This is a genomic window from Leptospira licerasiae serovar Varillal str. VAR 010 (assembly GCF_000244755.1).
GTDB lineage: Bacteria > Spirochaetota > Leptospiria > Leptospirales > Leptospiraceae > Leptospira_B > Leptospira_B licerasiae.
In genome coordinates this window covers 86,239-105,268 of sequence record NZ_AHOO02000012.1, presented here as the reverse complement: position 1 = coordinate 105,268, position 19,030 = coordinate 86,239, and the positions used below count along the sequence as shown (strand labels likewise).

Here is a 19,030-nt window from a genome sequence, read left to right as displayed (position 1 = left end):
TGGAATCTTAGACGTAAGATATAAGATGTCAACACCAAACAAAAAAGTTCTTTCTGTATTATGGATCTAGTTTTTTATTTAGGCATGTCAGATCTTCCATTAGTTACAAATATTCACGAAGTTGCGGGCGGTAAAATTTTTCAGATCACTATGAATCGTCCGGAGGTTCATAATGCTGTAAACAAGGAGATGGCGGATCTGTTTCTGACCGCTTGGAAAACTTTCCAAGAAGATCCGGAACTTACCGTAGCCATATTACATGGGGCGGGAGATAAAGCATTCTGTTCCGGAGCGGATCTTTCCGGTTTGGACAAAATGGCAAATCTGTATCTGAATAAAGAAGAAAGAGAAGAATATGCAAAGAATGATCCCGGCCCGTTGGGAGGATCTAGGATCGTACAGAAAAAACCAGTAATTACAGTATCTCACGGTTATACATATGCTGGCGGTTTGGAATTATTTTGCCACGGTCATATTCGTATTGCGGAACCTCAGGCGATATTCTCCGTTGCTTGCAGAAGATGGGGAGTTCCTTTGGTCGATGGAGGAACCGTTTATCTTCCTAGATTGCTGGGTTGGGGAGCGGCACTTCCTTTGATCTTAACGGGACAAAGAATTCGTGCAGAGAGAGCCTATCAACTAGGCTTAGTATGGGAACTTGTGAAAAAAGGAAAAGGTCTAGAAAGGGCATTTTCTTATGCAACTCAACTTTGTAAGCAACCTAGAGACGCAATGTTTGCGGATCTAAATTCAGCTTTAGTTGGTTGGGATCTTCCTTTACAAGAAGCATTAACTGTAGAAGCCAGAAATACTTTTCCCGTAATGGAAAGCAAAAGCACCAAAGAAGGTGTAAAACGTTTCTTAGAAGGAGATCGTTTTTGGTTCCGTTAAAATAAACGAATATATAACATTCTCTGTTTCCGGAATTGTATTGTTGGTTCCGAAGAATAGAGATCTAATCCTAAAACCATTGCGGAACTTTATCAGTCGGATATTGTTTGAAAAAATTATCTGCCATAATATGGAGAATGTTTATGCGAACTAAAAGAAGGATTTTGATCTTACTATTGGTTCTATCTTCGCTTGGTTTTGTAAATTGTGATGCATATAACGATTTATACGGAACCGGAGGAAATGATAAGAACGACAAAAAGAACTGTAGTGCGGCAGCCGCGTTGTACTTAACTTGTTCTAATGAAAACCCGGGATATGCGAATACCGCATGTTCTTCCCAATATCTATTGGCTGCCGCCGCTTGCGGATACGGTGGGGGAAGTGGAGGAGGAGGCGGGGGAGGTTACTGAACCTTTTCACCTAGAGAAAAGAGCGGATCGATTCTCTTTCGATCCGCGTATTCGTTCTATTATGTTAGGAAAGAATTTCTACATTCCATTCTTTTAAATTAGTTAATACGAAATTCAAAAGTGTTTCCTGAGCCTTTCTTGCGTCCTTGGTGTCTATTTGAGGGCCAAACTTCATATGGATCTTTCTGTCCCTATAAAGACTACCCAGATCTTTCCAGATCTTACCGTTCTCCCAAAAATCGGTTTTGATCGCAAATGGAACGACCGGAACTCCTGCCCTGGAAGCAAGTTTTACAGCAATCGAGTTGAATTCTGCAGGATTAAATGTTCTAGTTCTAGTACTTTGAGGAAATACTACGACTGAAATCCCTTTTTTCAAAAGATTTACACCTTCTTCCAATACCTTTACCAGGTCTTCTCTCGGGTTATCTCTCCCTACTGCGATCGGGTCCCTGCTTCTCATGATAGGACCGAAGTAACCTTTTATTAAACTTTCTTTAACTACATAAGTTACCCTTCTATGAGGCACCAAAAAATAAGAAAAAACGAAAGTTTCGAGGACACTCATATGGTTTCCTGCAAAAACCACTGGTCCTTTAGGAGAGACAACATTTTCCAAATTTTCAATTTGGAATTTTCCCTCACAACCTTCGATCAAATCCAAGATACCGCCCGATAATTCGATCCAACGAGGATCGAAAAACTTTCCTTTCAAAGCATTCTGTCTTGCGATTATGATCTGTCGGAAGTATCCGTACAGAAAAGTAAGATCGGAGCCGAGTAAGATCCGATCTAAAAGCCATCTTCTCCTATTGGGAGGAGTGACATATCTTAAACTCACTCCCTCTCTTAGCTCAATCCTACGACCTAATTCTTCCTTTGTTAAGTCGTAGATCCCGGTTTTCAAGGCTGAATCCGGGATTTTAACTATAGGCGATGTGATCTTATCATGAATGGACTCTGTTAAACTCACTCTAGGTTCCTTTAGAAGCGAAAGAATGACGAACATATTAATTTTCCCCGAATTCTTTTCCAGCTAATAAAAGGTTTTTTCAGATCAATTGTGCAGAGCACCGTCGCAAAAATTTTAAGGAGAAGTTTCCCAAGAGACTACCAAAAACGGCATTTCTGCTTTACGTTTTTGTTCGAAATCCAGGATCTCTTTTGCATTTTTCAAGGTAATATCAATATCGTCCCAACCGTTTCGTATCCGATTTATGGATGCGGGATCTAAATGAAAGTAGAACTTTTTCTCTCCCGCCTGTACTTCTAAATTTTCCAGATCGATCCGAATGGAATACCCAGGATTTTTAGAAACCCATTCGTTTAGATAAGAGATCTCTTCTTCTCTCAAACGAACTAACGCGATTCCGTTCTTTGCCGAGTTGATGGAGAATATATCCGCAAAAGACGGGGCTAAAATCGCTCGGAAACCAAAATCGGAAAGCGCCCAAGGTGCATGTTCTCTACTGGATCCGCAGCCGAAATTTTTTCCAGCTATAAGAACACTTGAATCTTTAAATCCGTCCCGATTTAAAATGAATTCAGGATTTGGAATGTTTCCTTCCAAGTCGGAATATCTCCAATCATGAAATAGATGTTTTCCAAAACCTTTCTTATCGATCAGTTTCATGAATTGTTTGGGAAGGATTTGGTCCGTATCAATATCCTCTCTTGGGATAGAGACTGGAATTCCCGTATGTATCGTCCAAATTTTAGAGTTCATGCCAATTTCCTCACGTCTGAAAATTTTCCGGTCACTGCTGCCGCCGCTGCCATGGAGGGACTGACTAAATGAGTTCTTCCTCCTCTTCCTTGTCTTCCTTCAAAGTTGCGATTAGAAGTGGAGGCACATCTTTCTCCCGGTTTTAACACATCGTCGTTCATCGCGAGACAAAGAGAGCAACCCGGTTCTCTCCATTCGAATCCAGCTTCTTTAAAAATTTTATCCAGACCCTCGGACTCCGCCTGACGTTTTACGGAACCGGAACCTGGTACTACTAACGCTTGCACTCCTGGGTGGACCTTTTTACCTTTGGCGACTTCTGCTGCGGATCTCAAGTCTTCTATTCTGGAATTTGTACAGGAACCTATGAATACCTTATCAATTTTGATCTCGGAGATCCGTGTTCCAGGTTTTAGACCCATGTATTCTAATGCATTCCAAGCGGTTTCTTTAGCTCGCATATCTTCGAATTCTTCCGGGTTTGGAATAACATCTTCAACAGACAACGATTGTGAAGGATTTGTTCCCCAAGTAACCTGAGGTTCTATTTTAGAAATATCTAATTCGATAAGCTTATCATATACGGCGTCCTTATCAGTGAAGAATGTTTTCCAATATTCCACCGCTTGATCGAAACTTTTTCCTTTGGGGATCAGCCTTCTATCTTTCAAATAGTCGAATGTGATCCGATCAGGCGCGATCAAACTTGCTCTTGCTCCCGCCTCTATACTCATATTACAAATAGTCATTCTTCCTTCCATGGAAAGGGATTCGATCCATTCTCCTTTATATTCCATGGTGAATCCTCTTCCACCAGAGGTCCCTATTTTAGAGATCAGTTCTAAGATGACGTCTTTGGCAGTGATCCCGAAACCCGGTTTGCCGATAAAACGTACTAGCATGGATTTTGTTTTGGCCTGCTTTAAAGTTTGGGTCGCAAGCACATGCTCTACTTCGCTAGTCCCGATCCCGAAAGCCAATGCACCGAACGCCCCATGAGTTGCAGTATGAGAATCGCCGCATACGATAATCGAACCGGGGACTGTAAATCCCAACTCAGGACCCAATACATGCACTATTCCTTGATCGGGATCTTCCGGACCAAATAAGCGGATGCCGAAGTCTTTGCAGTTTTTTTCCATAGTGTCTATCTGCAATCTGGAGACGGGACCTGCAGCATCTCTGTTCTTACGATCTCTCGTGGAAACATTATGGTCCACCACTCCGAACGTTAGATCTGTCCTTCTTACGCTTCTATTCTTATTCCTTAAGCCTTCGAACGCTTGGGCCGAAGTCACTTCGTGAAGAATATGACGATCCACATATAAAATGGATTCCGAATCGGAATTTTCGGAGATCCGATGACTTTCCCAAATTTTGTCGTATAGAGTTTGTCCCATATTTCCCTCTCGATAAAGAAGGTATCAAATTTACTAATATAATGCAAATAAATTGATTTTATAAAATATATAACTAAAAGTTATATGTATATATGGAATTCAGACAGATCGTTTATTTTCTGGAAATTTCGGAATCCGGGACCTTCCAAAAAGCAGCTTCTAGATTAGGTTTAACCCAGCCTGCGCTTTCTAGACAGATCTATCTTTTAGAAAAGGAATTAGGGGTGAGCGTTCTGGAGAGAGGGGGAAGATCTGTTAGGCTCACTCACGAAGGAGAAAGATTTTACCAGTATTCCATAAGGATGAAAGAATTATGGGAAGAGATACAGGACGGTTTTTCCAAGGAGAATGAACTAAAAGGAAATTATTCCATCTCCGCCGGCGGAACTGTTTCCGCTTGGATTCTGCCTCAGATCTTAAAAGAGATCCTGAAAAAAAGACCGGGACTCTCTCTTTCGGTAAGAGAAGGAGACGCAGGGGAAACAAGGGACGCGGTTTTAAAGGGAGAAGTGGACCTAGGGATCTTGACCGGTCCAATCTACGAGTCAAGTTTGAACGTTCTGGAATTTCTTTCGGATCGGATCTTTCCAGTGGCAGCAAAAGACCATCCTATTTTTCTAAAAAAGAAAATACGAATAGAGGATCTGAAAAAACAATCCTTCGTACTATTCCATCCGGGGTCCGCTCTAAGAAAAGCAGTGGAGAAGAGGATTAAATCTTTCTCAAAAGAGTTCGGCCCTAAGATAGCAATGGAGCTTAGGAGTGTGGAGTCGGTTATCAAGTCTTTAGAAGCTGGATTAGGGATCGGTTTTTTATCCGAATATTCCATAGGCCCGAAGCTCAAAAAAATAAAATTCGACGAATGGAATACGGAACGAAAGTTTTATCTTTGTTATCGAAAAAAATCGGGACCGGGACTCGCTTTACTTGCGGAAGAAATTTTAAGATCCGCTATGGAATGGGGATCGGAGAGGAGGCCTTCTTCCCTTTGAAAGGAAGAAGGCGATCATTTTATTTTACTCCGGTTTTATGTAAGAAGTCCAAAACTTCCTTTTGGACCTTAACTTTATCCGAGAATACATGTTTAGAAGTTAGAACATGGCTTCCTTCTTCTATCTGGACTTTTGTATTAAGAGGGTTAGGATTATCTCCTCCGATCTTATCGAAACATTTCAGCATTGTAGTCACGCTGGCCGTTTTGTCCTGGTGTTCCTTATCTTTATAATAATATACTAATAGAGTAGGGACTTTGATCTTTTCCAGACTGTGTTGGCTAAGAACGAACTTAGTCGCATTGCTTACGTGTTGGATAGCGGATAAATACTGATCCTTGTACCAATACTCGTAATAATGTTCACCCATACCGTCGTCGGCAGTTTTTGGAGGGGACTTTCTGATCTTTCCTTGGATCGTTTCGCCGAAAGTCATTCCGCCCGGATAAAAGAATATTTTTGCCAAAGGAACTGCAAAATCGAAAAATGGGGAGAATAATACGAGGTCTTTGATCTTATCCGGATACTTTCCCGCAAGATAAACGGAGATCAGGCCGCCCATACTAGTTCCCATTAGTATAGTTTGATTTCCTAATTTATCCATCATCAATAGACTTTCCTCCGCCACCCTGAGATATTCCGTAAACGGTGTGTCTCTGTGATCCTCGTTGTTTGTTCCGTGGCCTGGAAGTCTTAGATAATAGGTATTCGCTTTGAGAGAGGCCGAAATTTTATCGACGGTCTCTTCTCCTTCTGCGCGGGAAGCACCGAAACCATGTATGTAAAGAATTGCATATTCCGTTTTACCCGGAGAATATCGGATCAGTCTTTCTTCCGAGCCTGGTCTACCATGAAGAGATTTAGTTTCTTCTAATTTAGTTTTATAAAACGAATCGAAACTTTGAGTTAAGTCCGCTTTTGGATGGAATTCGTATTTGGGAAATGTGGCGTAATAGACCCCCAAATAGGCGATAAGCACTGCACCTAGGCCGATCGAAACCCGTTTGAATATTTTTTTCATCCTTCTCTCCAATTGTTTTGCGAATTGATATGAGCGACGAAAAGGATATTAGGAACCCTTTATTTTGAGGCAAGGACTTTACGCCCGCTTTTTCTTCTCGGAATCCAATTGGAAGAGCACGTCGGAAAGATGGAATTCGGCTAGTTTCGCTTCGAGAGCCGATTGAGCCTCTTGGAAAATTCCGGTCAAAGTGGTTTGTATCTTTTTACCCACAGGGCATTTCGGGTTCGGCTTGTCATGGATAGAGAATAGAGGAGCCTCCGTTTCCACTGCCTTATAGATCTGTAAAAGTTGGATTTCCTCGGGGGATTTGGCAAGTTTAGCCCCAGCTACACCTTGTTTAGAAACCACAAGGCCCGCCTTTTTTAATTTTCCCAGAATGTTTCGGACTACTACCGGGTTAGTCCCAATACTATCCGCCATAATTTGAGAAGAGCTTGCTTCTTCTCCATCCCGGTCCACCAGGGAAAGAATATGGATAGCTATAGAATATCTGCTCGGAATCGACATCTTTTCCCCTTAGTTGATATTGAGCGACATGATCGGTTTCGCCAATCATATTTTCAGACGACCCAAATATCCCGGAAATCTCCAGTTGGGGAATAAAAAACAAATTGGAGCCTATTTTTTCGTTTTCCCCAGGTTTCAGAAATATATTTCTGATTTCTGCAATTTCTCGGAGGCATTCTTATGTTCGCCAAATATTCGACTCTATTATTAGGAGCATTGTTCTTTTTTCACTGCGGTAAAAAATTGCCTGTTTCCATGATCACGGCCACTTCTATGGATAGCGGGCTTCCATTCGAGATCCTTGATGGCAAAAAATGGAGGCCGGAAGAGGGAGCCAAATTCGTTAAACTTCATTTTTATCCGGACGAAACGTTCTTATTATCCAAGATAGAGGTAGAATCCTGTAACGGCGACTTTTCGGATCCCATCACTGCCTATATTAATTTTGATGAATATAGTCAGGACCTTTCCACCGGTTCCACTGCTGTGGTTTCTTTTGACGCACCCAAGAGCACTCGTTCGGTCACTTTTAACTTTCATAGGAACGCGAATTTATGCGTTCAAAAGGTGAACTTTTACGACGACAAAGGCTCCAAAATGAAATGGAAGGGACCAAAGGTCGTAGAAGCTTCCGTGACCGCGTCCGAAACCGCTAAGCCGAATCTTTCTTACGATGTGATGAACTTATTCGATTCTAGATATGAATATGCTTGGGCTTCCGACAAAAAAGGTCCGGGTGTGACTTTAGATTTCGACTTTAAGGAAACTCAAAAAATAAAATCCATCAAGATTTGGAACGGCTACCAGAGATCCGACAGGCATTGCCAAACGAACGGAAGATTAAAAACAGCAACTCTGACAGGTGATAACGGCTTCGAGGAAAAGATAGAAGTGGGGGATATCATGGGTCCTCAAACCATCCAATTCTCCAAAACTTTCGAAGGCAAAAAATTAAAACTCAAAGTGGATTCCATCTACACCGGAAAAGATTATAAAGGACTCGTCATTAGTGAGATTCGTTTTTCAGACGGAGACGATTGGATCTTGCCGAATCCGATGGAGCAAGTTAAGAAGATCGCAAAGAATAATTTTTTCCAATTCACTGCGGCTAATGTAGACAATGTCCTGAACTGGAGTTATGTGGGAGGAGAATATACCGGAGATATTCCTACTTCTTCCAATACGAATGTGGAACAGTCGGCACAAACTACCGAAACCAATCCAGAAGGAACCACAGGGGAAGAACAAGCTCCGGAATCCGGACTTATCTCTTCTAACTGGACTTTGAGATTGAGATCCGACGGAAGTCTTTTCTTCGAAGGGAATACCACCGAGGTAGACGGATCGGAGCAGATCATTAAAAGTTTCTATGCATTAGGAAATTATGAAGTGAAAGAAGCCAAACCTGACGGTTTAAAACTCCGTATATTCGGTCTTGTTCGAAAAATGAGTCAAAGAGAGTATAACGAGGATTATTACGGCGGCGACTGTAACGGTTGCGGAAGGGACTGCAATAATAGCCAGGACGGGGAGAACGGAGAGAAAATTTTCCAAGAACAGATACTTCTTCGTAAATCCGGAAACAAACTTTTTATAAAGAACGAAAACCCTGGAAAAGTTTTCCAGTTTGCTACTTTGGAATTGGTCCAGGAATAACTCTTTGTTCAGAAAAGTTTACCTGATCCTTTTCATTTTGAGCTCTCTTTCGCTTTCTTGTGAAAAGGAAAAAAATTCGGATCCTTCTTTTTCTCTGAATCTATCCGGAAAAAAGGGAGGAGTTCCTGTTCGTATAGATTGGATCTATAAAGGTTTTCCGGGAGAAATGAAAATTTATGAACTGGCTTCTCAGAGGCCGGTTCAGCTTTGGGATACGAATACAGTTTCGGATCTGGATCTGGCTCCTGTTTCCAGTTTGATAGAAGATTCAAAATTAGTTTTGGGTCCGGGTGAAACCCGCAAGTTTGCTCTGGTATATAAGAACGAAACAAAGGACAAGTTATACTTCTTTGCGGCTCCTCATTCAGTCAATCCGCCTGAATTCGGTTTCGGTTTTAAATTCAAATGCCTTTGTGTGAATCATTTATTCCAAGTGGCACCGGGCGCTATTTGGTATAGAATTGTTGAGATCCGTACTATGCCCAATTGGGCAAGTGATCCGTTCCAGATCACTCATACTTTGGTGAGAGTGGATCCGAGCCAGGCAAAAGAATGGAATAATATGGGAAATCACTCTCATTCGGACGAATGAGAGTGACAGTTTTTTGAGAAGAGAATATTAGGATAATCTAAAATGTAAAATGCCGCGACCGCGTAAGTCCCGGTCCGGTGATTGAGTCTATTGTTCGGTTTTAGGTTCGGCCCCTGGTTCTTGTTTTACACATACTAAAACCTTATTTTGCAGATAACATTCCGTTTCCGTTCCGTCTTTCTTTCTATACGGTCCCGGATTCGAATTGCTGGAGTCTGTGAATTCGGTCACTAAAACACTTCCGTCCGTAAACGTAACTTTTCCTGAACCTTTAATGATCCCTTTTGCAAAATTTCCCCGGATCACGGTTCCGTTCGACCAGAAATACATTCCGTCTCCTTCTTTCAGGTCGTTCACGTAAATTCCTTCGAATTTGTCTCCGTTCTTGTAGACGAATTTGCCTTTACCTTCTCTCATTCCGCTGCTGAATCCACCCGTATAGATGTCTCCTGTGGAATATACATAGGTGCCGGTGCCATTTTCACAGTTTCCGGATTCACAACGACCGTCTTCCGTTTCCTGGTCGGGATTAAAAGATCTGTTGGAAGAGGAGTTTGCGCCTTCCGATCCGGATGAGCTTGCGCTGGCATTATTGGAAGATCCGGAAGAATCCTTTGTTTCCGTAGAAGAACAGTTGAATATTATGAAAAATGCGAAAATGGAACAGGTAACTGTGAAAATTCGAGCCATGGTAAAATTTTCGACCCTAAACTTAGATTCGTCAATCCGATTTCATTGTAATAATTCTCGGACAGGCATCCCCTGGCGGTTGATAAAGTCCGGGAGTTTGTTTTTGATCCCTAAAAATACCAAATAGTAGATCTTACGCAAAATAGGATGAAATAAGATTTTGTCTCTAAGCCTGTAGCGACTTCTGTTCCTTAAAAATAATTTCAGGATAAATCCTAGGAACCGAGACGGTTCAGACTTGGATGCCTGGAATTGGAAGCGGAAAGTTTTGGGGTATTTCTTATGATATTCTTTTGCGAGTCTTTTGGATTCGGCTAACAAAGCGGGATTTTCGGAGTACAATAATTTTCTTGCATTTAGGATGAGCTTAAACGTTTTTTTCTGGAATTGAGAATCGTAAGGAAGATCCAGTTTTTCAGAAATCTTTTTCATACGAGAGAGTTTGGAGAAAGCTTCTTCTCCTAATTGTAAGGATCTTTTCGGATCCGGATTTAAGATCGAATATAAGAATCGGAAAGGATCCGAAACTGTGATCTTGTCCCAGGTAATATGAAGAATAGGTGGGATACGAACACGATGCAGATAGAAATTTTGTGTAGCAAATCCGGGATCGTACAAAAGATTTAGGATCAATTCTTCGCTTAATTCTAAAAATTCCAAAAATAGATCCGCATTCTTTTTTCCGTAGAATTTCAGAAGGATCTCTTCCAAACTTCTTTCCGGTCTTGTGAATAATTGAACGGAAACGAATGTATTCAGTTCGTTCCAATAAGAAGAACGTTTTAAAAATGTGATATTTTTAAAAGATGACCAGCCTCCTGTTTGGGTCCAGACGCTGATCCCGGCAATATTCGCCTTTCCTAAAAGTTCAGATCTGTATCTTTCATACATCCAGCCTACAAAGCTAGGATATTCCCCGAAACCCTCGTATTCCCTTCTGGCTTGCAATTCTAGAAGTTTTGGCTTATCATCTTCGAAGAATAACGGATTGATCGGAAGATATCTGAAAAAATCACCTTCTCCGTATTTTAAAGAAATGACCAGAGATTTACTTTGTATGTTTTGAAACACCTTACGATATGTATTAGGATTCCAGATCAAATCTCCGATATCATAGGCTCCTAGTGTCCAAGTCCTGAATATTAACGTTTTATTATGTTTTTCAAAAATTGGTAGGATCTCTTTTAAGAATGAGTTTGCCTGCTTTGGGGTTTTAAGAAGAAGTTTGCTCCTAAAATCCCCGGTTACATCCACTCCGTCCGATTCTCCTATACGCAAAACTATTCCGGAAATTTCCGAAAAGCTGGAAAACAGATCTTCTAAGGATTTTTTGAAAAGTTGAGTGATCTTATCCAGGTTTCCATCCGTATATTCCAAAATGGGATCATTAACGGAGAAAAAATCGCTGGTAATGAATACCTTCAGGTCTTGGGAGGAAGCGATCTTAAATAGTTTTTTATACTTTTTGCGATAAGAAGATATCTTACGTTTTAGATCTTCCGGATAAAAATCTCTTTCGGAAAGGTAACAGAGTTCATCCAGGCTGATCGCATTAAATCCTAATTTGGAAATTCTTTTAGTATATCTAGAAAAGGATTCTCTTACACGTTTATGTTTTTTCTTGGAAGGTAGAGAAAACTTCTCCAAATGCGCCAAAGGTGCCTTGGACCAATTTTGGTGTTTTTCTTTGGATTCTAAAAAGAAGGGGGCCGATCCGTCTACGAGAGAAAGCATTTTTTATTCCGTCTTTTTTCTGAATCTAAATGATTCGAAGGCCGCAGCGAATAGGATCATTGCTCCTCCGATGAATTCTTCCTTTCTAGGAACTTCTTGCAAGATTGCCCAAGCAAGGATAGCGGAATATACGGGTTGCACCGTGGATAATAATCCTGCGGTTTTGACCTTCATCCTAAACACGGACTTGATATAGAATGTATGTCCAACGGCCGTGAAAAATACTCCTAATAATACCACTAATCCCCAATCCTTAGGACCGACGAATAGATCTTCGAAAAGTAAGACAGGACTTAAGACAAAACAAGTAACAGCGGTTTGGTGGAACATGACTTGTGTGGATCCATGTCCGGAAAGATACTTTTTAGTGAGAATATTCCGAAACGCCATCGCCCAGGAAGAAGCAAGTCCAAGTCCAACGCCTAAAAGATATTTGTTTTCTAGATCAAAACTTGGTACGAGTATCCACATTCCGAATAGAACGAGGACTGCGAGAGCAAGATCCAAACTTCTGATCTTAGAAGGAAAAAATAAAGGTTCTAGTAAAACTGTCCAAACAGGATGAGTGAATAATGTAAGCACCGCGACCGCGATAGTCGCTTCTTGGGCAGATGCAAAAAAAGTTACCCAATGAAATGCGAGTAAGACCCCTAATGAAAAGGAGATCCAATTTTCTTTTTTGGTGGGGAAGAAGAACGGTCTTTTTCTAAACCAAAGAACGAAACCCAATAGACTTGCTGCGAATAATGTCCTTCCCCAAGTGATTAAGGAAGGGGAATAGGAAAGAACCTGAGCAAATAGTACGTTTCCGCTGATTAAAATTTGGGAAACTTGGAATTCAAGATAGGTCCTAAGTCTGTTTTCCTGCATCTGGCAGGACTAATTTCGGATGCCTATTCGGAACGGAAAGGAATTACTTTTGCTCCATAAATGATTTCTATAATTTGTAATAATCTAAAAAAAAGAAGGATTCGGATCTTCACCCGAATCCAATACCAAAGTAGAGTCTATATTTAAGCCGCTAAGACTTGTTCTTTACCCAAACGATTCGCCCTGAAAATACTTCCGAAATCGTTAAATCTGATACCGTAACGTTTCATCGCAGGGTGAACGAAAGGTGCCACCGCTTGTCTGAGATAAAAAGGTTGGTTCACTACAAAGTGGTGTATTCCGTGAGTACTTCCAAAATTAAAGCAAAATAAATGAAGAGGAAATAAGAACCAACGATTCAAAACTTGAGTTTGATCATGCAGTCCTTTTACATCCCCATAATAATGCATATTAGAAGAAACAATTTGGATGCTTGTCTGTCTGATCCAATTCGGGATCGTATAAACTACCGCCGAAATATTCAAGAAATGGCGGACAGTGTCCAACCAAGCAGGAATTTCTACAGGTTTTCCCAATAATTCATTTCCGATATAGAAAAGATTAATGAATAGGAAATTGTACCAAAGGTGAAAATAGATTACGAGGTACGGCCAACTGGAGCGAGTGATCTCACTTCTCTTGAATTTGGGAGCCTCTCTGCGCAAAATATGTGATTGGAATAAGAAGGACATATTCCCGTCCATCATAGTGATAAAACGTTTTATTCCGAATTTCATTCCGTTCCCGATGAGACGTTCTTCAATATCTTCTTTATGACCGGATACTTTATGATGAAGAGTATGGATCATTCTTCTGTACCAAGGACTTACGGTATTCCCCCTAAAGATCCAAACCATCCAAAACATGAAGTTCTGGATCTTTAGATTATCCTTATAATATAAATTATGGATTAAGTCGTGTTCTACCTCATGAAGAATGGAGGCAAGCACTCCGTTTGCAACAATACATACCCAAGCAGGAATGACCCCTACGATATAAAGTCCTGCGAATAGTATCATACCCGCGGCGGAACCTAAAGTGATCGTAAGACCTAACTCGTCTTGGTGTTTTAAAAATTCAAATTTACCACGTAGTTTTCTGTCCCTGAATCGGATCCATTTCATGATCTTCTTACTTTTTTCTTTTTGGGACAATCTAGTATAAAGTTTGGTTGGAACCTGAGCGGTCGCTCTTTCAGCAATGGCGATCATCGGTTTCCTCCGTATTTGTTTTCGGTTGTCCATATCTTACGAAAATTTTTGAAAAGAGTCGTCTCAATTGATCGAATGCAACTGCGGATCCGGTCTCAATCTATAAATTTTTACCGATTCGAATCGTAAAAGCTGTTTAGTTTGGTCCCAAATGAATTAACTTCCTCTGAATTCAGAAGGGGTTTTACCCGTATGTTTTTGGAAAGCTCTATGGAATGATGACTTGGTGGCGAATCCGACTTCGAATGCTATGTCCAGAATGGATCTATCCGGTTCTTTTTGTAGAAGTTCGCATGCTTCTTTGATCCTATAGTCATTCACAAACGCAGAGAAGTTTTTTCCCAGTTCTTGGTTGATCAGTTCCGAGACTTGGTGAGTGGAAAGTGCAAGTTCGTCTGCGAGATCTGCCAGGCCTAATTTTTCATCCCTATATAATTTTTCCTTTTCCATAAGCTGTGTGAGGCTGTCTTTGAGCGCATGTCTGTTCACACCGGAAAGTAGGGAGCGTGCGTATTTTTGCCGGGTAGCCTGACTTACTTCTTGGAGTACTTGGAAGAATGCAGGCCGTTTGTGTCCGATCAAGTAGGCAAGACAAAGGCTGACTCCCATCATAGCGGAGCAGGCGAGAAGGAAGACTGGAGACTTGCTGGAAAGATAAATCGCACCGAACCCAAGGTTCACGAATGTGGAAATTACCATGAATGCGAGTATCCTCGCGGTCCATTCTTCCTGTAGAACTTCCCACCGAAGTAGGTCGGAACTTCCTTTTAAGATCAGAAAAATATAAAAGATCAGGATTAGAATGGGAGAAGAAAGTAGGATTTCTCCCTCGTTCCAACCGGTTTCCCTCAAGAAAAGTGAGATCTTTTCTAAGATCCAGTTTTGGGGAAGAACTAGGACTCCCAAGAAATAGGCAAACCAGACTAGGCCAGGTAAAACTAGGTGCTTTTTCTCCAACCCTAAATAAGAGATTTCATCCGAGTCTCGGTCTTGGCTTACATTGTGGATCCCGAATAGGATAGGGCCTACAGATGCTATAAGCGGGAATTGTATGAGAGATAGCCTGGGAAATTCTGAGTATAAGCCGGAAACTAAGAGTAGGAAGCTCCCCTGGATCAGGCCTAAAATTAGGAAAATCAGGGCCAAAAGCCTGTTGAGAGCTGATTTTTTCTCCATAACAAGCTGCCCTAGAGACATCAGGATCCCAAGTGCGGTCCCGAATTGGGTGATTGCCCATAAGATTTGGAACCAAAGTCCTGGATTGTAGTAACTATGACTTCCCATCGCGTCTGGAGGCATGGCAGGGAGAATCCAAAACTCTGACTAAGCTGTCAAGGATTCCCTTTGCAATTTGGAGTCACCGATAGCGAGACCAATTTTGTAGGCACTTCTACAAGTTAGAACAAAATCTAGAATAAATTATACAAAACACTTGTTATTTTTAATCCATCTCATAAGGGATAGATGGGTAGTTTCAGTTTTTGTAATATAGTTCTAATTCGAATGGACAAAATCGAAGTCTCAAAAGATAGATTGAGACCTCAAATCGAAAAGAACTATATTGGATAACAATTGTTATTTTAAAGAGAGCCCAAAATCAGCCGGAAACTTTTTATAGAGTCCCGCTTATTTTTTTTCAAATGCGCCGGAAATATAAGCCTGATATAAGCCTACTTTATGTAGCGATCGCTATGCTGTCCACACTTGGAAAGAAACTGTTAGGATAAGCTAATAGATATGAATATAAAGAAAGCACACATTCTTTTCTCGCTTTGTTTGGCTCTGGGGATGGGCTGTCAGGCGGGTGGAGATAAATCAAGCGCGGATACTTTTTACGATAATATCGATTATAAAGGAATTCGACTTTTCAATTTGTTCGACGATTATCCTTCCATTAAATCGGGCTTTCAAAGTTTAGAACCTATTCATTTCAATCTGAAGTTAGAGTCTTCCATGACCATTCCTTATAGAGAGGATATCGTGGGATTCTTAAGAGTTTCCGGAGATCTTCTTCTTAAACCGGAAGCTCATGTGCGTCAGTCGCTCATTAGAGTTCATTCCCTTTTAGACCGAATCGAAAAGGCTCCGAATAACGCGTTCGATGTTCTCCAGCCTTGGCTGGAATCTTTACGCACTTATCGTAAGCCTGTACTTCGTAATATGGCGCCTTTAAGCCAGACCGCTTTGAAGTACATGTACACAAATTATTCCAAAGAAACTATGGAAACCAAGTTCAAAGAGGTTTCTGCAGTATTAAAAGATCCTGAAATTCGTATCCTTTTTGTGGAATTGGAAGATGTGCTGGATAAAGCGATCAATCGAAACACAAATGCAAAGCAGGCGATTACCGGTCTTTTACAAGGAATGGTGGATCCTTCTCTTATTTCAGACAGAGTGATGAAGGAGAAAATGATCCAGATCATTTCCGCTCTTGGGAAATCTTTCCGCCAGAGAGCAGGTTTTAGCGATGCTAAGTCTTCCGAGACTGTTCTGAAAAACCTCGTAGTTAATTTAGAAAAATTTTATACTGCAGGCGGTTCTGTTTATTCTGATCCTGCTTTTGCGGATTACAGGGACGCAACATATCCTACCGAATTCGCTACCGTACTCTCCGAGTCCTTCCGTTACTTGAGACCGATGCTTGGAAGAGGAGGAAATTACACTTCCGATCCGAACGTCATTCTTTCTTTGGAGATGGCTAAAAATTTCGCCAAGTTCGACTTCTCCTCTAACGTAACCGGTGTGGACAATTCTCTTAGAGAGTTGATCCGTATGGATGCTTCCGGTCTAGACAGAGCGGATACTGCAAATATTACTAGTAGCCCGATTACAGCACTGGAATCTTTGATGTTCATCCTGACCTTATCCGATACTTACGGATTCCGTTGGGAAAATCCTGCAGATACTTCTATGATGAGACTCGAGCCTAACGGTTCCGGGAATGGCGGCCCCATGACCGGCGGGGTTCTCACTGTAGGGGACAGTATCTATTCGATGAAGTCTGCGATGACCGGTAATATCGGTATCAAGGCATTCATGAATCAGAGTTCTGCAGATGCAGCGGTATTTAAAAATGGGGATGCAAGCACTCCTACTGCGCTTTCTATCGGGATCAATACTCCGACTTTAACTTTATTGGAAGCTCCAGATCCAAGTATTATCCCAGCTGCAAACGACCCGGTTTATACTAAAACAATCCCGTTCATTATGAAATTGATCCGCACCGTTCTCATCTCAGGCGGCGGACCTTATTATAACAAGAATCGTGTGGATTCCAGCGGGAACGTTCTTACTTTAGATGGAAAACTTTATAGAGATTCGAATGGCGTGGACCTGATCTACAAAGAATCTTGGAATACTTCCGAATATAGGATCAAAGTTTCGAATACTGCAAGCGGTTCCTGTACAGGTGGAACGATCTGTAAATGGGTAGGTCCAGGCGGACGAGAAACAAATGCAGTGACTGCTAATAATTCATTTACTCCTGTAGCTGCGGGAGTGAACGCTTCCGGTGCAAAAGGGTGGAGTATTCCTGTTTGGGAAATCGCAAAAGACAATACTACTGAAAGAGCCGTAAATACTGACGAAGAAGCGATCTATAAGAATTTCCAATGGCTTCTGCATGAAAAACGTATGGTAGCTGTAATCCCTCTTAGAGCTTCTTTAGGAGCCGGAGTCCCATACAAGATGGCGGCTTACGTAACTCTGATCGCTAACGGTCTGACCGGTCTTATGAATGCAAGGCCTGTCCTGCAAGACGGATCTGCATGTGCGGATCGTATTAACGCAATTTGGAAGATCAAAAATACTTTCTTAAAACCTGGATGCGCGAGTTCCACTCAGCCGAACTTTAGACAACCGGGAGTGCCTATCTTACAAGAGAATTACTCCGATATTCCGGGCGACAGTATGTTCTATCTGGAAGCTTGGGACTATGGCACTAGCGGCGCTAGTTCATTGACATTCAACAGTTTGGGAGACGCTTCCGTTTACAGCATCTTCTATCCAGATCCTGAAAATTCTTACGGGGTCATTCCTCAGGTGATTGCGGCTAACTTTGCCGTCATGGAAAGACTTTCTTTCTTAACTCCGGACAAGGTCCTTCCTTCCGGTCCAAATGTGGCTTATGGAAAATCCGTAGAGGATGCTTGGGGTCAGAGAAACAGACTTCTTCCTTTAATACTATCTCTCGCGTGGACCTTGGATGACCAAGCAAGTCCAAGTTTGAATAAAAATCCGTTCCAGATCTTAACAGGACTGAGTGCTGCTCTGACTAGACCGCTTCTTGCAAGGATTACAGATCCGGAACCAAATAGCGGCGGAAGAACGATCGATGTAGTTAAGATAGTCAACTCTGACTCCAGCGTAAGAAGTAACTCTGCAACTGAAGGAGAATACTTCTTCAGATATTTGGATCCGGTCTCAAGTAAACCTGTACGTTCTCCACTTTCTATCCTGGCAGAAAACGAAAGAAGATACCAAGACGGACTTCTGAACCTCATGTCCAGAACGGACCTTCTATCCACATTCGTACAAATGCTTGCGGAGATGGGAAAACCGGAAAGAGCAAGCGGCGCGCTTCTTACCTTCCAATCCATTGCGGATCTGATCGGAGAAGTGAAACTTGCGAATGAAAGTCCGACAGCAGTTCAATTCAATTTGGAAGCATACTTGGGAGAAGTGAGAGATATGCTGGCTGCATTCCCTGACTCTCGAGTTGCAAATATCTATGACCCTGAATGGGACAGGTTAGGGAATTGGGCAGTTCGTCTTAGAGACTACTTCGATCCTGATTCAGTTTATAGTTTGATCCCCACTTTGGATTTCTCCATGGATATGATCATAGACAATGTTCCTACGAACGCTCAATTGACTGCGATCGTGGATCTATTGGGAGGACTCACTCGCGATCAGTCCAGCACCCAGGATTACTTAATTACGAATTTATTAAGTGTGGATACTGCGGATCTTGCACAAGTCTCCGCTCCTTACGGAAGAAGCACCGTGGGAGTGTTGATGGGTATAGTTAAGACCGGAGAATTTTACTCTTACTTAGAAGCGGATATGAGAAGTCCGTATTCGCTCAAATCAATATTCAAAGACGCTAAAAAACTTTTGGTGTCGGATATGATACAAACACAAAGAGAAGACGAAAGCTCGCTGATCTATACGGCGGGAATGTTGATGGGTATTTTTGCGGATCTTGCTTCTACGGGTAAAAAACAATTCCCGGACGGATTCGTATTCTATGACAGATTTAACGAAGATGAAAACTCGGACACCTATTGGGATAGGTTCGTTACGGTATTCACCCGGTGAGAATA

General features: G+C 41.7%; 16 protein-coding genes. 6 read left to right on the top strand and 10 right to left on the bottom strand.

Going from position 1 to position 19,030, the window contains the following annotated elements; genetic code table 11:
* Nucleotides 1-60: 60 nt before the first annotated feature.
* Together LEP1GSC185_RS15350 and LEP1GSC185_RS15345 are read left to right on the top strand one after the other, a co-directional pair.
* On the top strand, nt 61-891 hold the full coding sequence (locus LEP1GSC185_RS15350; RefSeq protein WP_008591426.1) for an enoyl-CoA hydratase-related protein: 831 nt from the start codon (nt 61-63) through the stop codon (nt 889-891).
* A gap of 143 nt (nt 892-1,034) precedes the next feature.
* Nucleotides 1,035-1,304, top strand: a complete 270-nt coding sequence (locus LEP1GSC185_RS15345; protein WP_008591269.1) for a hypothetical protein — start codon at nt 1,035-1,037, stop codon at nt 1,302-1,304.
* A 64-nt stretch (nt 1,305-1,368) separates the two neighbouring features.
* Here LEP1GSC185_RS15345 and LEP1GSC185_RS15340 read toward each other — a convergent pair whose 3' ends face one another.
* The 3 genes from LEP1GSC185_RS15340 to leuC form a co-directional block, all read right to left on the bottom strand.
* Nucleotides 1,369-2,313, bottom strand: a complete 945-nt coding sequence (locus tag LEP1GSC185_RS15340) for a lysophospholipid acyltransferase family protein (protein WP_008591561.1) — start codon at nt 2,311-2,313, stop codon at nt 1,369-1,371.
* A gap of 78 nt (nt 2,314-2,391) precedes the next feature.
* Nucleotides 2,392-3,030: a 3-isopropylmalate dehydratase small subunit gene (gene leuD, locus LEP1GSC185_RS15335; protein WP_008589643.1), complete on the bottom strand. Its 639-nt coding sequence runs from the start codon at nt 3,028-3,030 to the stop codon at nt 2,392-2,394.
* Complete coding sequence (leuC, locus tag LEP1GSC185_RS15330) at nt 3,027-4,430, bottom strand: 3-isopropylmalate dehydratase large subunit (RefSeq protein WP_008591301.1); 1,404 nt, start codon at nt 4,428-4,430, stop codon at nt 3,027-3,029. The genes leuD and leuC overlap by 4 nt, the downstream gene beginning before the upstream one ends.
* A gap of 92 nt (nt 4,431-4,522) precedes the next feature.
* Here leuC and LEP1GSC185_RS15325 point away from each other — a divergent pair, with 92 nt between their 5' ends.
* Complete coding sequence (locus tag LEP1GSC185_RS15325; RefSeq protein WP_008590601.1) at nt 4,523-5,422, top strand: LysR family transcriptional regulator; 900 nt, start codon at nt 4,523-4,525, stop codon at nt 5,420-5,422.
* 19 nt (nt 5,423-5,441) lie between these two features.
* On the opposite strand, the gene LEP1GSC185_RS15320 is transcribed toward LEP1GSC185_RS15325, so the two are convergent.
* A complete protein-coding gene (locus LEP1GSC185_RS15320; protein ID WP_008591069.1) occupies nt 5,442-6,443 on the bottom strand; it encodes an alpha/beta hydrolase in 1,002 nt (333 codons plus the stop codon).
* A 78-nt stretch (nt 6,444-6,521) separates the two neighbouring features.
* Entirely contained in the window at nt 6,522-6,953 is a 432-nt protein-coding gene (locus LEP1GSC185_RS15315; RefSeq protein ID WP_008591320.1) for an Rrf2 family transcriptional regulator, read from the bottom strand.
* A 180-nt stretch (nt 6,954-7,133) separates the two neighbouring features.
* On the opposite strand from LEP1GSC185_RS15315, the gene LEP1GSC185_RS15310 reads away from it, so the two are divergent.
* On the top strand, nt 7,134-8,609 hold the full coding sequence (locus tag LEP1GSC185_RS15310; protein ID WP_008590785.1) for a discoidin domain-containing protein: 1,476 nt from the start codon (nt 7,134-7,136) through the stop codon (nt 8,607-8,609).
* Between the two features lie 4 nt (nt 8,610-8,613).
* Nucleotides 8,614-9,201: an LIC11469 family lipoprotein adhesin Lsa20 gene (gene lsa20, locus LEP1GSC185_RS15305; RefSeq protein ID WP_008589924.1), complete on the top strand. Its 588-nt coding sequence runs from the start codon at nt 8,614-8,616 to the stop codon at nt 9,199-9,201.
* A gap of 87 nt (nt 9,202-9,288) precedes the next feature.
* Here lsa20 and LEP1GSC185_RS15300 read toward each other — a convergent pair whose 3' ends face one another.
* The 5 genes from LEP1GSC185_RS15300 to LEP1GSC185_RS15280 form a co-directional block, all read right to left on the bottom strand.
* Nucleotides 9,289-9,891 (bottom strand): MORN repeat-containing protein, encoded by a 603-nt coding sequence (locus tag LEP1GSC185_RS15300; RefSeq protein WP_008590173.1) that lies wholly within the window; start codon nt 9,889-9,891, stop codon nt 9,289-9,291.
* A gap of 42 nt (nt 9,892-9,933) precedes the next feature.
* Complete coding sequence (locus LEP1GSC185_RS15295; protein WP_008589680.1) at nt 9,934-11,625, bottom strand: glycosyl hydrolase family 67; 1,692 nt, start codon at nt 11,623-11,625, stop codon at nt 9,934-9,936.
* Nucleotides 11,626-11,628: 3 nt separating this feature from the next.
* Entirely contained in the window at nt 11,629-12,495 is an 867-nt protein-coding gene (locus LEP1GSC185_RS15290; protein ID WP_008590568.1) for a DMT family transporter, read from the bottom strand.
* Between the two features lie 143 nt (nt 12,496-12,638).
* The gene (locus tag LEP1GSC185_RS15285; protein ID WP_008589406.1) at nt 12,639-13,706 is read right to left on the bottom strand and encodes a fatty acid desaturase; all 1,068 of its coding nucleotides are present in this window, start codon (nt 13,704-13,706) and stop codon (nt 12,639-12,641) included.
* A 156-nt stretch (nt 13,707-13,862) separates the two neighbouring features.
* Nucleotides 13,863-15,005: an AraC family transcriptional regulator gene (locus LEP1GSC185_RS15280; RefSeq protein ID WP_008590217.1), complete on the bottom strand. Its 1,143-nt coding sequence runs from the start codon at nt 15,003-15,005 to the stop codon at nt 13,863-13,865.
* Nucleotides 15,006-15,443: 438 nt separating this feature from the next.
* Between LEP1GSC185_RS15280 and LEP1GSC185_RS15275 the strand changes: the two genes are divergently transcribed.
* Entirely contained in the window at nt 15,444-19,025 is a 3,582-nt protein-coding gene (locus tag LEP1GSC185_RS15275) for a hypothetical protein (RefSeq protein WP_008591607.1), read from the top strand.
* Nucleotides 19,026-19,030 lie beyond the last annotated feature (5 nt).